The sequence below is a fragment of the Paracoccus pacificus genome (assembly GCF_042680785.1).
GTDB lineage: Bacteria > Pseudomonadota > Alphaproteobacteria > Rhodobacterales > Rhodobacteraceae > Paracoccus > Paracoccus pacificus.
The window spans coordinates 217135-231943 of record NZ_JBHUEN010000043.1 but is presented as its reverse complement, the minus strand read 5'-3'; the positions used below and the strand labels follow the sequence as shown (position 1 = coordinate 231943).

At 64.7% G+C, this 14809-nt stretch carries 16 protein-coding genes; 9 read left to right on the top strand and 7 right to left on the bottom strand.

Features of this window, described 5'->3' with window-relative positions; genetic code table 11:
* Window positions 1–17 precede the first annotated feature (17 nt).
* Complete coding sequence (locus tag ACFSCT_RS13595) at window positions 18–635, top strand: 2-hydroxychromene-2-carboxylate isomerase (protein WP_379143559.1); 618 nt, start codon at window positions 18–20, stop codon at window positions 633–635.
* Entirely contained in the window at window positions 628–1449 is an 822-nt protein-coding gene (locus ACFSCT_RS13590; RefSeq protein ID WP_379143557.1) for an alpha/beta fold hydrolase, read from the top strand. Before ACFSCT_RS13595 ends, ACFSCT_RS13590 begins: the two co-directional genes overlap by 8 nt.
* A gap of 48 nt (window positions 1450–1497) precedes the next feature.
* Here the strand turns inward: ACFSCT_RS13590 and pncB are convergent, their stop codons facing one another.
* Both pncB and pncA read right to left on the bottom strand, forming a co-directional pair.
* Window positions 1498–2790, bottom strand: a complete 1293-nt coding sequence (pncB, locus tag ACFSCT_RS13585) for a nicotinate phosphoribosyltransferase (RefSeq protein WP_379143555.1) — start codon at window positions 2788–2790, stop codon at window positions 1498–1500.
* Window positions 2791–2793: 3 nt separating this feature from the next.
* On the bottom strand, window positions 2794–3390 hold the full coding sequence (gene pncA, locus ACFSCT_RS13580; protein ID WP_379143553.1) for a bifunctional nicotinamidase/pyrazinamidase: 597 nt from the start codon (window positions 3388–3390) through the stop codon (window positions 2794–2796).
* A gap of 138 nt (window positions 3391–3528) precedes the next feature.
* Here pncA and trhO point away from each other — a divergent pair, with 138 nt between their 5' ends.
* Window positions 3529–4443, top strand: a complete 915-nt coding sequence (trhO, locus tag ACFSCT_RS13575; protein WP_379143551.1) for an oxygen-dependent tRNA uridine(34) hydroxylase TrhO — start codon at window positions 3529–3531, stop codon at window positions 4441–4443.
* Here the strand turns inward: trhO and ACFSCT_RS13570 are convergent.
* Genes ACFSCT_RS13570 through ACFSCT_RS13555 form a run of 4 tightly spaced genes read right to left on the bottom strand, consistent with a single transcriptional unit; the run spans window position 4440 to window position 9910 of the window.
* The gene (locus ACFSCT_RS13570; protein WP_379143549.1) at window positions 4440–6248 is read right to left on the bottom strand and encodes an aminopeptidase P family protein; all 1809 of its coding nucleotides are present in this window, start codon (window positions 6246–6248) and stop codon (window positions 4440–4442) included. The genes trhO and ACFSCT_RS13570 overlap by 4 nt on opposite strands.
* 1 nt (window position 6249) lies before the next feature.
* Window positions 6250–7437: a patatin-like phospholipase family protein gene (locus tag ACFSCT_RS13565; RefSeq protein WP_379143547.1), complete on the bottom strand. Its 1188-nt coding sequence runs from the start codon at window positions 7435–7437 to the stop codon at window positions 6250–6252.
* A gap of 1 nt (window position 7438) precedes the next feature.
* On the bottom strand, window positions 7439–9310 hold the full coding sequence (gene cobT, locus ACFSCT_RS13560; RefSeq protein ID WP_379143545.1) for a cobaltochelatase subunit CobT: 1872 nt from the start codon (window positions 9308–9310) through the stop codon (window positions 7439–7441).
* Between the two features lie 45 nt (window positions 9311–9355).
* Window positions 9356–9910 carry a hypothetical protein gene (locus ACFSCT_RS13555; RefSeq protein WP_379143543.1) on the bottom strand — a complete coding sequence of 185 codons (555 nt, stop codon included), beginning with the start codon at window positions 9908–9910 and terminating at the stop codon, window positions 9356–9358.
* 78 nt (window positions 9911–9988) lie between these two features.
* Here ACFSCT_RS13555 and ACFSCT_RS13550 point away from each other — a divergent pair, with 78 nt between their 5' ends.
* Window positions 9989–10189, top strand: a complete 201-nt coding sequence (locus tag ACFSCT_RS13550) for a type II toxin-antitoxin system HicA family toxin (RefSeq protein WP_379143541.1) — start codon at window positions 9989–9991, stop codon at window positions 10187–10189.
* Entirely contained in the window at window positions 10186–10578 is a 393-nt protein-coding gene (locus tag ACFSCT_RS13545; protein WP_379143539.1) for a type II toxin-antitoxin system HicB family antitoxin, read from the top strand. Before ACFSCT_RS13550 ends, ACFSCT_RS13545 begins: the two co-directional genes overlap by 4 nt.
* Window positions 10579–10590: 12 nt before the next feature.
* On the opposite strand, the gene cobS is transcribed toward ACFSCT_RS13545, so the two are convergent.
* Window positions 10591–11562 (bottom strand): cobaltochelatase subunit CobS, encoded by a 972-nt coding sequence (gene cobS / locus ACFSCT_RS13540; protein WP_379143537.1) that lies wholly within the window; start codon window positions 11560–11562, stop codon window positions 10591–10593.
* A gap of 127 nt (window positions 11563–11689) precedes the next feature.
* Between cobS and ACFSCT_RS13535 the strand changes: the two genes are divergently transcribed.
* The 4 genes from ACFSCT_RS13535 (at window position 11690) to ACFSCT_RS13520 (ending at window position 14809) form a co-directional block, all read left to right on the top strand.
* Entirely contained in the window at window positions 11690–12244 is a 555-nt protein-coding gene (locus ACFSCT_RS13535; RefSeq protein ID WP_379143535.1) for a sigma-70 family RNA polymerase sigma factor, read from the top strand.
* Complete coding sequence (locus ACFSCT_RS13530; RefSeq protein ID WP_379143533.1) at window positions 12241–12957, top strand: anti-sigma factor; 717 nt, start codon at window positions 12241–12243, stop codon at window positions 12955–12957. Before ACFSCT_RS13535 ends, ACFSCT_RS13530 begins: the two co-directional genes overlap by 4 nt.
* 100 nt (window positions 12958–13057) lie before the next feature.
* Window positions 13058–13624 (top strand): fasciclin domain-containing protein, encoded by a 567-nt coding sequence (locus tag ACFSCT_RS13525; RefSeq protein ID WP_379143531.1) that lies wholly within the window; start codon window positions 13058–13060, stop codon window positions 13622–13624.
* Between the two features lie 177 nt (window positions 13625–13801).
* Window positions 13802–14809: a DUF808 domain-containing protein gene (locus ACFSCT_RS13520; RefSeq protein ID WP_379143529.1), complete on the top strand. Its 1008-nt coding sequence runs from the start codon at window positions 13802–13804 to the stop codon at window positions 14807–14809.

Genomic DNA, 14809 nt, shown 5'->3' with positions numbered 1-14809 from the left:
CAAACATGGAGTGTATGATGCCCGCAATCGACTATTATCTGTCGACGCTCAGCCCCTATTGCTATCTGGCCGGTGACCGGCTGGAACAGATAGCCAAGCGGCACGGCGCAACGATCACCTATAAGCCGATTGATTCGATGGCGCTTTTCCCGCGGGTGGGTGGTCTTGCGCCAAAGGACCGCCCGCCCGCGCGCCTTGAATACCGGGCGCAGGAACTGATGCGGTGGAGCAAGCGGCTGGGCATGCCGTTCAACCTGCACCCGGCGCATTGGCCGACCAACTCGGCGCCTTCGTCCTATGCGATCATCGCCGCGCAGGATGCGGTCGCCAAGGGCGCGGGCGGTGATCTGGGCGGTCTGGTGCGCGCGATCCTGCGCGCGGTCTGGGCCGAGGATAAGGACATTGCACAGGATGACGTGATCCGCGCCGCGCTGACCGCGAACGGTTTTGACGCCAAGCTGGCCGACAGCGGGCTGTTGCTGGGCGCCGAAACCTATGCCCGCAATCTGGAGCAGGCGGTCACCGCCGGCGTGTTCGGCGTGCCCTTCTATATCGTGACCGACAGCGATCAGCGGTTCTGGGGACAGGACCGGCTGGAGATGCTGGACGAATATCTGGCGGACCTTGGTGGCTGAGCCGGCCTTCGCCAGCCGCAATCTTGCGGGCCATGAAACCGCGCTGCGGACATGGCCCGGCGACGCCGACCGCCCCGCCCTTGCGATAAGCTGCATGCTGGGCTCGGCCGGGCTGTGGACGGGGGTTGCCGATCAGCTTCAGGGCCGGGTCGCGCTGACCGGCTTTGATCTGCCCGGTCACGGCCGCAGCGCGGACTGGCAGCCGACCCCGGACGGACCTGATTACGCCACGCTGTCGACGCGCATCGCGGCCGAGCTGATCGACCGGCCGATCGACCTGATCGGGCACAGCTTCGGCGCCACCATTGCGCTGCGGATCGCGGTGGCCGCGCCCGAGGCCATTCGCACCCTGACCCTGATCGAGCCGGTGCTTTTCGCCGCCGTTCGGGACACCCCGGGCAACGCGGAAAACGCGCGATGGGCCGAGGCGCTTGGCGCATTGTTCAAGGCCGGCGATATCCGGGGCGCGACGCGGATGTTCACGACGACCTGGGGGACCGATTTCGACGCCCTGCCCGTCCCGGCGCAAGAGGCGATGATCAGACGCATGCCGCTTGTCCAGTATTCGAACAAATCGCTCTACGAAGATACCGGCCGCATCCTGCGCAAGGACGGGCTTGAAGCGATCGACGCGCCGGTCATGCTGATCGCGGGCGCGGAAAGCCCGGCGGTGATCCACGACATCGCCGATGCACTGGCCGCGCGTCTGCCCGATGTCGGCCGCGCGACAGTGCCCGGCGCGGCGCATATGCTGCCCGCCACCCATCCGGTTCAGGTCGCTGGGCTGATCGGCGCCAATCTGGACCGCGCCTAACAGACAGGGAACGCGGCCTGCGACGGGCTGCGACGCCCTTGCCCGGGGTCAGACCACGACGGCGATGCGTTCCTGCTGACCGACGCCGAACACGCGCTTGTAGCGCTCGATCTGATCGGGCGGACCCATGGCCTTTTCGGGGTTGTCGGACAGCTTGACGGTGGGCTGGCCATTCGCCGAAACCGCCTTGCAGACCAGCGATATCGGGTCCAGCCCCTTGCCCGCCAATCCGCGAAAATCGTTCGTCAGCAGCGTGCCCCAACCGAAGGATACCTTGACCCGCCCGTTGAACTGGCGGAACAGCCGCTCGATCTCGTCAACGTCAAGACCGTCCGAGAAGATGACCAGTTTCTCGCGCGGGTCCTCGCCCCGGTCCTTCCACCATTGGATGGCGATCTCGGCACCTTTGGCGGGATCGCCGCTGTCGATCCGGATGCCGGTCCAGCCGGCCAGCCAATCCGGCGCGCCGTCCAGAAAACCCTTGGTCCCGTAGGTGTCGGGCAGGATGATGCGCAGGTTGCCTTCGTGCTCCTCGTGCCAGTCCTGCAAGACCCGATAGGGCGCCTGCCGCAATTCGGTGTCATTCTTGGCCAAAGCCGCGAATACCATCGGCAGTTCATGCGCATTGGTGCCGATCGCCTCGATGTCGCGGCGCATGGCGATCAGGCAGTTCGACGTGCCCGAGAAGCGCGGGCCCAGCCCCTCGATCATCGCCTGCACGCACCAGTCCTGCCACAGAAAGCTGTGCCGGCGACGGGTGCCGAAATCGGCGATGCGCAGATCCGGCCCCAAGGCGCGCAGACGCTCGATCTTTTCCCAAAGCCGGGTCATCGCGCGGGCGTAAAGCACCTGCAGCTCAAACCGGCCCATATCGTTCAGAACCGCGCGCGAACGCAGCTCCATGATCACGGCCAGCGCGGGAATTTCCCACAGCATGACCTCGGGCCAGCGGCCTTCGAAGGTCAGTTCATACTGGCCGTCGTGCTTTTCCAGATGATAGGGCGGCAGGCGCAACCCCTCCAGAAACTCCATGAAATCGGGGCGGAACATCTGGCGCTTGCCGTAAAACGTATTACCGCGCAGCCAGGTCGATTCCCCGCGCGACAGCGACAGGCCGCGAATGTGGTCCAATTGCTCGCGCAATTCCCCTTCGTCGATCAGATCGGCAAGACGAACCGACTTGCTGCGGTTGATCAGGCTGAAGGTGACCTGCGTGTCGGGGCTGTTGCGGAAAACCGACTGACACATCAGCAGCTTATAGAAATCATCGTCGATCAGAGACCGGACGATGGGGTCGATCTTCCACTTGTGATCATAGACCCGGGTCGCGATATCGACCATTGTTCACTCCAATCTCACGCCGGCGCCGCGCATATCGGCAAGGGCGTTGTCCAACGAACCGTCTAGGTCTATCGCCCGGCATGCATCCTGCCGGACGCGGACGTCGAACCCCAGCCGGGCCGCGTCGATCGCCGACCACGCTACACAGAAATCCAGCGCCAGTCCGACGAAGGTAAGCTGGTCCAGCCCCCGGTCGCGCAGATAGCCGGCCAACCCGGTCGGGGTCGCATGGTCATTCTCGAAAAAGGCGGAATAGCCGTCGATCTGGGCGCGGAACCCCTTGCGCAGGATCATCTCGGCCAGATCGGCGGCCAGTGCCGGGTGAAACGCGGCCCCTTGGGTGCCGATGACGCAATGGCGCGGCCACAGCACCTGAGGGCCATAGGGCATCTGGACGGTGCTGAACGGCGCGGCACCCGAATGGTTGTCCACAAAGCTCGTGTGATCAATGGGATGCCAGTCCTGCGTCAGAACGACGGCGTCGTAATCGGGCATCATGTCGTTGACCGGCGCGACGATCTCATCCCCGCCGGCCACGGCCAGCAAACCGCCGGGACAAAAATCGTTCTGCACGTCGATGACGATCAGTGCTGTTCCCATAATCCGACGTCCCCCGATCAAGGCTCTGCCACGCTGGCGAATTTTCCGCCACGCCGCAAGGGGCCCCTACGGCCTGGCAACGCTTTTCCCGCGCCATCCGCGGTTGAAAGCCGCGACGCAATCGGGCAAATGGCGCGGATGCTGACCGTCGCCGCCCTTTATCACTTCGCCCGCATTCCCGACCCGCAGGCCCTGCGCGGGCCGTTGGCCAGACTGTGCTGTGGCCGCGGCATCAAGGGCACGATCCTGCTGGCGCGCGAGGGCGTCAACGGCACCATCGCCGGCGACCGCGAGGCTGTTCTTGCCGTCATCGACCACCTGCGCGCGGTGCCGGGGTGCGAGGGGCTGGAGTGGAAGGAAAGCTCTGCCGCCCTACAACCCTTTGGCCGCCTGAAGGTCCGTATCAAGTCGGAAATCGTGACTATGGGCCAACCCGACGTCGATCCGCAGGCGCAGACCGGCCATTACGTTCCGGCGGCGGAATGGAACGCGCTGATCGACGCCCCGGACGTGACCGTCATCGACACGCGCAACGATTACGAGGTCGCCATCGGCACATTCGCCGGCGCCATCAACCCCGGCACCACCAGCTTTCGCGAGTTTCCCGACTGGTGGCGCGCCAATGCCGACCGGTTCCGCGGCAAGCGCATCGCCATGTTCTGCACCGGCGGCATACGCTGCGAGAAATCGACCAATTTCCTGCTGTCGCAAGGGGTCGAGGAGGTGTTTCACCTGAAAGGCGGAATCCTCAAATACCTTGAGGAGGTGCCGCAAAGCGAAAGCCGGTGGCAGGGCGAATGCTTTGTATTCGACGGCCGGGTCAGCCTGCGGCACGGGCTTGCGCAGGGCGAATACGCGCTGTGCCACGCCTGCCGGCGCCCGCTGTCGCCCGCCGATATGGAACGCCCGGAATACGAGCCCGGCGTTGCCTGTCATCACTGCGCCGGCAGCTATTCCGAAGCCGACCGCGCGCGGTTTCGCGAACGCGAACGGCAGGTGCAACTGGCCCGCGAACGCGGTGCGCTGCACATCGGCCAAACCATTCCCCGTTAAAGCGTCCGGGTCGCCGCGATCAGCCAGTCGCGGACCTCGCCGTCGACCAGCGGCGCGATCTTGTCCCGCACCTGCGCGTGATAATCGTTCAGCCACGCCCGTTCGCCCGGCGCCAGCATCAGAGCGTCGATCGGCCGCAGGTCGATGGGGGCAAAGGTAAGGGTCTCGAAATCCAGCATCGGGCGGTCGTCGCCCAACGGCGGCGCCTGTCGCACCACGATCAGGTTTTCGATGCGGATGCCGTAGTCGCCCTCTTGATAATAGCCGGGCTCGTTCGACAGGATCATCCCCGGTTCCAGCGGGATTTCCGAGATCCGCGAGATCCGCACCGGCCCCTCATGCACACTCAGCGCCGCGCCGACGCCGTGGCCGGTGCCGTGGTCGTAATTCTGTCCGGCCATCCACAACGGCGCCCGCGCAAGCGGGTCGATGTCGCGGCCGGCCAGACCGCGCGGAAACCGTGCCCGGCTGACCGCGATCATGCCCTGCAGCACGCGGGTATAGGCGGCGCGCTGATCCGGCCGGATCTGCCCCATCGGGATGGTCCGGGTGATATCGGTGGTCCCGTCGACATATTGGCCGCCCGAATCCAGCAGCAGCAGATCATCGGGCGCGATCCGCCGGTTGCTGGATTCCGAGACGCGATAATGGTTGATCGCCCCGTTCGGGCCGGTGCCGCAGATCGTCTCGAAACTGATGTCGGTGATGCCCACCGCGACACGGAACTGCTCTAGCTGGCGGACCACGTCGATCTCGGTCAGCGGCGCGTTCGCCAGATCGGGCGCGCGCTGGTCGATCCAGTGCAGGCAGCGCACGACCGCCGCCGCGTCGCGCAAATGGGCGTCCCGCATGCCGGCGATCTCGGCCGCGTTCTTGCGCGCCTTGGGCAGGATCACCGGATCGGGCGCGGGTGAGACCGGGGTGCCCATCTGTTCAAGCTGGCGAAAGACCTGATCGGGCGCGGTTGCCGGATCGACGCGCACCGGCCCGGTCAGATTGGCCAAGGCGGGTTCAAAGGCATGGGCGGGCAGGAAACTGACCTCGTTGCCCAAGGCGGCGCGAAGCTCGGCGCTGAATTTGGCCGGATCGGCGAATACCGCGACATGGCCGTTATCCTCGATCACCGCGAATCCCTGCACGACCGGATTTCGCGGCACATCATGGCCGCGGATGTTCAAAAGCCAGCAGATCGAATCCGGCAGGGTGATGACCGCCGCCGCCTGATGGGCCGCACGCAGCGCGGCGGCGATCGCGTGCCGTTTATCCCCCGCAGTCTCTCCGGCGAATGCCTCGGGGTGAAGGCGCGCCTTCCCCGCCGGAGGCTCCGGCCGGTCGGTCCAGATCTCGTCGACCAGATTATCGACCGGGGCAAGGGTGATGCCCGAGCCGTCCAACGCCGCCTCGAGTTCCGAGATCTCCTTGCGCGTGTGCAGCCACGGGTCAAAGCCGACGCGGCGGCCGTCGGGCAATGCCTCGCAGAGCCATGTCGCGAGCGTCGTTTCGGGGAAAGGCACCGGGGTGAAATGATCCGGATCGACCTCGGACTTGACCTGAACCCGATAGCGCCCGTCGATGAACACGCCGGCGCGGTCGGCGGTGATCGCGGCAAAGCCGGCGCTGCCGCTGAACCCCGTCAGCCAGCGCAGCCGGGCATCGGCATCGGCGACATATTCGCCCTGATGGGCGTCGGCGCGGGGCACCAGAAACCCGTCCAGCGCCCGCGCCGCCATCACCTTGCGCAGCGCCGCCAGACGCGGCGGATGGGCGGCGGGGTTGGATAGATCGGTAAAGTTCTGAAAGCCCATGTTAACCTTCGGCTGCTGGTTGAGGTTGGCGCGGCACCGCGGGTGCCATCAGTTGATCCGGCAATTTCCGCCACGCCTGACCGGAAAGGATCTGTTTCTGGCCGGTGCTGAACAGCGCCCGCATATATTTCGTATCGAACGGCGTATTGGGCGCCCGCGGGAAATCGGGCGGGACCGCTGCCAGATGAAAGGTGAACCCCTCGGCCCGGGCCTGCGCCCGCATCGCCTGAATGTCGCCCCGCGCCTGTGACTTGATCAGCGTGCCGACGCTGGTGGCCGAGATGGCCAGCGCATTCTGCCCCACCGCCGCATATTCCGGCGCCAGCTTGTTGTTGCGGATCGTCCACAGGTTGCGCGGCCCGGATCCATGCGGCAGGGCGAAGCCGGGGGGAAAGGCAAACACGCCCCGGGTCACGCCGCCGTCCACATGCATTTCCTGATAGGGCTTACCGTCGATCGTCACGTCGATCTCGACCGGCGGAAACGCCCCCGGTATCGAGGCCGAGGCCAGCAGGATCTGCCGGATCAGCCTTACCCGGTCCGGCTGTCCCGAGGCCGCGATCCGGCCGATGTCCCAAACCACCTGTCGCTGGGCGTCCAGATTGGTCGTGCCGATCAGCAGCATCCGGCCCTTGGCCCTTTCGGCCGCGATCGCATCGACCATCTGCGGCGTCACCGTGTTCTCGATCAGGCCACGAAGCGGTGTGCTGTCGCCAACCGCGGTGGCGCCAAACAGCACGGACAAAGGCCGAAAAATCAGGATGTCGTCGGCGCTGGTCTGGGTATAGAAATACTCCAGCCGCTCATCATAGGCCGAGCCAAGGAACGCCATCGGGGCGATCAGCGCGCCGGTCGAAACCCCGGTCACGACGGTGAACTCGGGCCGATCGCCGCGTTTGGTCCAGCCGGTCAGAACGCCGGCGCCGTAAGCCCCGCCATCGCTGCCACCCGACAGGGCCAGCACATCCAGCCGGCGGTCGGCCATGCGCCGGATCGCGGCCCGCCCCATCGGATCGCCCGGCAGACCCGAACCGGCGCTGTCGCCGAATACCCGGATGTCGGATTGATAGCCCGCGACCAGCGCCTTTTCATAGCTGTCCGGCGGCGCAGCCGGCACCGCGCGGCTGCCGGGACCAACGCATCCGGCAAGCATCGCCAGCGTCAGCGCGACCGCAATAGCGCGCCGCATCTCACATCGCCCGGCGCATGGCCGATATGCCCAGCACCCGGGCGCGCTTGCGCGGATCGTTGTCGAACAGCGCCGCCAGCTGTTCGGTCATCGCGCCGCCCAATTGCTCGGCATCGGTAATCGTCACCGCCCGGTCGTAATATCGCGTCACGTCATGGCCGATGCCGATGGCCAGCAGTTCCACCTGCTTGCGGCGCTGGACCATGGCGATCACGTCGCGCAGGTGGCGTTCAAGGAAATTGGCCGGGTTCACCGACAGCGTGCTGTCATCGACCGGCGCCCCATCCGAGATCACCATCAGGATCTTGCGCGCCTCGGGCCGGCGGGCAAGACGACGATGCGCCCATTCCAGCGCCTCGCCGTCGATGTTTTCCTTCAGCAGCCCTTCCTTCATCATCAGACCAAGGTTCGGCCGCACCCGCCGCCAAGGGGCGTCGGCGCCCTTGTAGATGATGTGGCGCAGGTCGTTCAGCCGGCCCGGCTGTGCCGGGCGCCCGTTCGCCAGCCATTTTTCCCGGCTTTGGCCGCCTTTCCACGCCCGGGTGGTAAAGCCGAGGATCTCGACCTTGACCTGACTGCGCTCCAGCGTCCGGGCCAGAACATCGGCGCAGATCGCCGCGATGCTGATCGGCCGCCCGCGCATCGAGCCGGAATTGTCGATCAGCAGCGTCACCACGGTGTCGCGGAACTCGGTGTCCTTTTCGACCTTGAACGACAGGGGCGTGGTCGGGTTCGCCACCACGCGCGCCAGCCGCCCGGCGTCCAGCACGCCCTCTTCCTTGTCGAATTCCCAACTGCGGTTCTGCTGGGCCTGAAGCCGGCGCTGCAACTTGTTGGCCAGCCGCGACACCGCGCCGCGCAGGGGTTCAAGCTGCTTGTCCAGATAGGCGCGCAGGCGTTCCAGCTCGGCCGGTTCGGCCAGATCCTCGGCCTTGATTTCCTCGTCGAATTCCTGGGTATAGACCTTGTAATCCGGGTTCGCGTCGCTGACGGGGGGGGGCTGGTCGGGGGGCAGTTCGGCGTCGGAAATATCGGCCTCGTCCGACATGTCCTCGTCCGACTGGTCGTCGGTGCTGACCTGCGCCTGCCGTTCGTCCTGTTGCTGTTCCTGACTGCGTTCGGGGCTGGCCTCGGCATCGTCGCTGTCATCGGGTTCCGAGGACTGGTTGTCGCCTGCCTCGTCCTCCTGCTCGGCGTTCTCGTCGCCTTCGTCCTGTTCAGGCTCGTCCGGGTCTTCGCCAAGCTGATCGCCATAGCCCAGATCACCGATCACCCGGCGCGCCAGCCGCGCGAAAGCCGCCTGATCGGCAAGGCTGTCGTCAAGATCGCCAAGCGCGTCGGCGGCCTGTTCCTCGATGAACGGGCGCCACAGGTCGGTGATATGTTGCGCGGCGGGCGGCAAGGGCCGGCCGGTGGCGAGTTGCCGGACCAGATAACCGGCGGCCACGGCAAGCGGCGCATCGGCGGGGGCGCGCATCTGGCCATAGCCCTTGCGCCCGGCCTCGGCGCCGATCTTGGCGTCGATGTTGGACAGCGCGCCCGGCATGTCGCGGGCACCCAGCGCCTCGCAGCGCGCGGTTTCCATCGCCTCATACAACTCGCGCGCCATCGGACCGGCGGGGGCGTATTTCGCGTGCACGGCGTCGTCATGGTGACGCAGCTTCATCGCCAGCGCATCGGCGGTGCCGCGCGCCAGCAAGATTTCGTCCCGCGTCATCCGCCGGCTGACCTGCGGCAGACGCATCGTATCGCCCGCCACCCCCGAGGGATCGGCGGTGAAGGTCACGTTCAGCTCATGATCGTCGGCCAACGCGCGCGTCGCCTCGGTCAGGGCCTTCTTGAACGGATCGGCGGGGTTGTCGGATTTGTTCATGGTACTAAGCCTGTTCTTTTTGCCGCGTTCCGTCCAGTGCCTGCGTCAGTTCTTGAGGTATTTCAGAAGCGGCAGACAGCGCGCCTTATCCTGAACATAGACCGGCAGGTCGGTAAAGGTCTGCGTGGCCGTCGGAGGGCCGAAGATGCTGAAATAATCAGCCGCATATCCGCGTTGCTCGTCCTTGCCCGCTAACGGGAAACTGGCCTTATCATCAACCCCCGCCGCCCATTCTAGCGGCTTCGCACGCGAGTGGTCGACGCCGGTCAGGGGATTGCTGACCTCCATCGGGGTGATGGCCTGAACCGCCATGACCAGCCCGGCGCAACGGTTCTGGACGAAGGCTTGGTCACTGGCGCGCTGGTCTAGGTCGATGGGCAAGAAATGGGCGGGCAGTGGCATCAGTTGGCCGGCAGGGGCATCAGGCTTGGCCGGTTTAACCACAAACTGTTCCATGGGCTTAAACTTGGGATCAAAATTCGCCCAAGCCGCTCTGCCCGGCAGAATGCCAAGCGCCGCCAGCAGGCAGAAGGCAAGCGCAGGAGTTGCTGCAATCGGCGCCTTTCTGATCGCATCGGCGAGGGTGTCTGCTTTGCTCATAGCCTCTTTTTCCGACAGTTTAGGCGCACTGTCGAGACAGGTTGACAGGGAAGTTTACGTCACACATATATACACACTATGCAGATTGAGCGGAACAGTCGCGCCATCATCCGGCGTCTTGAGGCCGAGGGTTGGCAGCTGATTTCGGTAAAGGGATCGCACCATAAATACCGAAAGAATGGCCAGAGCCTGATCGTACCGCATCCAAAGAAAGATTTGCCGCTTGGTACGGCCCGCAGCATCGCCCGAATGGCTGGTTGGTTGGAGGAAAAGGAATGAAAAGTTTTCTTGCTTTGGTCCAGAAGGACGAAGACAGCGCTTTTGGCATCAGCTTTCCCGATCTGCCGGGCTGCTTTTCTGCAGCCGATGAGGAGAAGGACATCCTGCCGAATGCCGCCGAGGCGCTAGAGCTTTGGTTCGAGGATGAACCCCTGCGCCATCCCCGCAGCCTGCATGAGGTCGCGGCGGATGTGGCCAATGAGCTGGCCGCAGGGGCATTCCTGATTGCTGTGCCATATATTCGACGCACCTCGAAACAACGCCGGGTGAATGTAAGTCTGGACGCGGGAACGCTTGATGCGGTCGACACTGCTGCCACGCAACTGGGCCTCACCCGGTCAGGATTTCTGGCCATGGCCGCGCTGAATGAAATTCGGGGGGCGCATTAGCGCCCCTCCGCATCACCCCGCCTTCGCCGCAGCGCTTTCCGGCAGTTCCTCGTCGAACAGGCGCTGATAGAACTCGGCGACTGTCTGGCGCTCCAGCTCGTCGCATTTGTTCAGGAAGGTCAGCCGGAAGGCGTAACCCACGCTGTCGAAGATGCGGGCGTTCTGCGCCCATGAGATCACCGTGCGCGGCGACATCACGGTCGACAGATCGCCCTGCATGAAGGCGGTGCGGGTCAGGTCGGCCAGCGTGACCATCTGGTTGATGACCTTGCGACCCTTTTCGTTGTTGTAGTTCGGGTTCTTGGCCAGAACGATCGCGGCCTCGGCGTCATGGGAAAGATAGTTCAGCGTCGCGACCAGCGACCAGCGGTCCATCTGGCCCTGGTTGATCTGCTGGGTGCCGTGGTAAAGCCCGGTAGTGTCGCCCAGACCCACGGTGTTTGCCGTCGCGAACAGGCGGAAGAACGGGTTCGGCGTGATGACCTCGTTCTGGTCCAGCAGCGTCAGCTTGCCGTCGGCCTCCAGCACGCGCTGAATCACGAACATCACATCGGCGCGGCCGGCGTCATATTCGTCAAAGCAGATCGCGGTCGGGTTGCGCAGCGCCCAGGGCAGGATGCCTTCGTGAAAGACGGTGACCTGCTTGCCGTCGACCAGCTTGATCGCATCCTTGCCGATCAGGTCGATGCGGCTGACGTGGCTGTCAAGGTTCACCCGCACGCAGGGCCAGTTCAGCCGCGCTGCGACCTGCTCGATATGGGTGGATTTGCCGGTGCCGTGATAGCCTTGGATCATCACCCGGCGGTTATAGGCAAAGCCCGCGAGGATCGCCAAAGTCGTATCGGGATCGAATTTATAGGTGCTGTCGACGTCCGGCACACGGTCGGTCCGTTCGGCGAAGCCCTTGACCTTCATGTCGCTGTCCAGACCGAATACTTCGCGCAGGTCGATCTCTTCGGTGGGTTTGGCGTTCGCGTCCAGCATTTTCGGCCTCTCATGCAGTGATCCGGAACTTGATCGCGCATTCATCCGCCATACGCAAGGTCAGCGGCGTTGACGCCGGGCGGTTAGGGGCATTACCAAGGCAGAGCAGCGCGAAAGGAACGCTTTTTTGCTGGATCAGCGCCGGGCCGAGGTTGAAGCTATGATCGCCCGGGTCGCGCTTGGCGACCGGCAGGCGTTCGAGTCGCTGTATGAGGCGACCTCGGGCAAGCTGCATGCGGTCTGCTTGTCGGTGCTGAAAGACCGCGCTGCCGCCGAAGAGACCCTGCAGGACGTGTTCATCCAGATCTGGAATCACGCCGACCGCTATGCGGCGAACGGCCTGTCACCGATGACCTGGCTGATCACCATTGCCCGCAATCGCGCCATCGACCGTCTGCGCGCGCGACAGGGCCGCCCGGTGCAGGCGCCCGCCGAGGTGGCCGCGTCGGTCGCTTCACCCACCCCTGGCCCCGAGGAAGAAACCATCCGCAGACAGCAGCGCCGGCTGCTCGAATCCTGTCTGGAGCAGATCGGCGAGACGCAGGCCAATGCGCTGCGGACGGTTTATCTTGAGGGCGCGAGCTATGCCGATCTGGCCGAGCGTTCGGGCACGCCGATCAACACCGTGCGCAGTTGGCTGCGCCGCGGATTGCTGCGCCTGAAGGACTGTATCGGCCAATGAGCGACATCGTGCTGCCCCCCGATGAGGAAGACGAGGCGCTGGCCGCCGAATATGCGCTTGGCCTTTTGCCGGCGGAGGAGATGCTGACGGTTCGTGACCGCCTTGGGCGCGACACCGCTTTCGCCGCCAAGGTCCGGCTGTGGCAGGAACGGCTGGCCGCCATGGTGGATGAGGTGCCACCCGAACCGGTACCGAAAGAAGCTTGGGCCGGAATTCAGCAGGCGCTTGGCCAACGTGATCAGCCCATGGGCCGACCGCGTGCCCCGGCACGCGCGTCAGGCGGCTGGTTCGCGGGCTGGAAAGCCTGGCTGTCGGGGGCCATCGCCATCTGCGCGGTCGCTGTGGCGATCATGATCTATCCGTTCGATACCGCCCCGAAATACGCCGCCGATCTGGTTTCCGAGACCACCGGCTTGCGGGTCGAGGCGCGACTTGATGGCCGCGCCATGAAGGTGACGCTGACGGCAGGGGGCCCCCCCGAGGGACGCGATCTGGAACTGTGGTGGATCGCAGGCGAAGGTAAGGCGCCGGTGTCGCTGGGCCTTGTGCCGCGTGATGGCACGGCCAGCGTGAACCTGCCGCCGGAACTGGTGCCGGGAGTGGCTCCGGCGGCGGCGGTGCAGCTTGCCGTCTCGGACGAACCTCTGGGGGGATCGCCCACGGGGGCGCCGACCGGCGAGGTGATGGCGATCGCGCCGCTCACGACTCTGTGATGCCCCGACGGAAAGATCAGGCGCAACTTTCCCGGTTTCCCTACGTGTCTCTGGTCAGCGGTGGCGGATGACCCGCCGCCGGATACCGGAGGAAAAGTTTATGTTTAAATTTAATCTCAAGCCGCTGGCGACCATTGCACTTGTCGCAACCCTTGCCGCGCCCGCCGCGTTCGCGCAGAATCCGATGGTGGGCGGCGCCGAGATGTTCCCCAATAAGAACATTGTCGAAAACGCCATGAACTCGGCCGATCACACGACGCTTGTCGCCGCGGTCAAGGCCGCCGGTCTGGCCGAAACCCTGTCGGGGGCGGGTCCCTTCACCGTCTTCGCCCCAACGAATGAGGCTTTTGCGAAACTGCCGGCGGGGGCGGTGGATGACCTTCTGAAGCCGGAAAACAAGGAAAAGCTGACCAAGGTGCTGACCTGCCATGCCGTCGCTGCGGACGCGATGTCGCCAGCCATCGGCAAGATGATCATGGATGAGGGCGGCAGCCACAAGATCGAGACACTGGGCGGCTGCGTGCTGACCGCCTCGATCCGCGATTCCGACAAGGCGCTGGTCCTGACCGACGAAAACGGCACTCAGGCGACGGTCACGATCCCCGACGTGAAGCAGTCGAACGGCGTGATCCACGTCATCGACGCCGTCCTGATGCCGAAAATGTAACGCCGCTGATCGTCATCTGACGCGCGTTCCGATGATCTGCCGCGAAAAGACCGCCCGCGTCATTCCCTGATGCGGGCGGAGCCTGTTTCGGGCCCGTTTGCACGAATTGCCGGAACCAAGCTTGCCCTTGGATCATTGGCCGGGCAGTTTTGGCGGACAGGGTAGCGGAGAAATCGAATGAGCGGCTTGATTGCGCTTCTGGACGATGTGGCGTCGATTGCAAAGGTCGCGGCGGCCTCGATCGACGATGTGGCGGGACAGGCGGCCAAGGCGGGTGCAAAAGCCGCCGGCGCAGTCATCGACGATGCGGCCGTCACCCCGAAATATGTTCAGGGCTTCGATTCGTCGCGCGAACTGCCGATCGTGTGGAAGATCGCGCGCGGGTCGCTGTTCAACAAGCTGATCATCCTGCTGCCGATCGCGCTTTTGCTTTCGGCCTTCGCGCCATGGCTGATATCGCCCCTGCTGATGATCGGCGGCGGCTATCTGTGCTATGAGGGCGCCGAGAAGGTGGCCCAGCTTTTCGGCAGCCATTCCGACAATTATGACAGCGAAAAATACACCCATCCCGGGTCCAGCGGCAGCGCGTTGGAGGAACAGCGCGTGGCCGGCGCGATAAAGACCGATTTCATCCTGTCGGCCGAGATCATGACCATCGCCCTTGCCAGCATTCCGGCAGATGACGTGATCTGGATGAAGGCGGTGATTCTGGGGATCGTCGCGATCGCCATCACCGTGGGGGTCTATGGTTTCGTCGCGCTGATCGTAAAGGCCGACGATGTCGGCGTCCGTCTGGCCACCAGCCGGCGCGGCCTGCTTGCCGCTTTTGGCCGGGGAATCGTCAAGGTCATGCCCGGCTTCATGAAAACCCTGTCCATCGTCGGAACCGCCGCGATGATCTGGGTCGGTGGCCAGATCATATCCCACGGCTTGCACGAACTGGGCATGGCGCAGCCCTATGAATGGATATCCGAGGCCGCGAAGGCCGCCGCGGCCGCGCTGCCGCAGATACCGGGCATAGCGGCTTGGGCGGTGACCGCGTTCTTCGACGGCATCTTCGGACTGATTCTGGGCCTGATCCTGATTCCGGTCGCCAAATACGTCATCAACCCGGTCCTGGAGGCCACATTATTTCCCCTGATCGCTTGGGTGAAATCCCTGTTCGGCAGGACCGAAGGCGCCTGA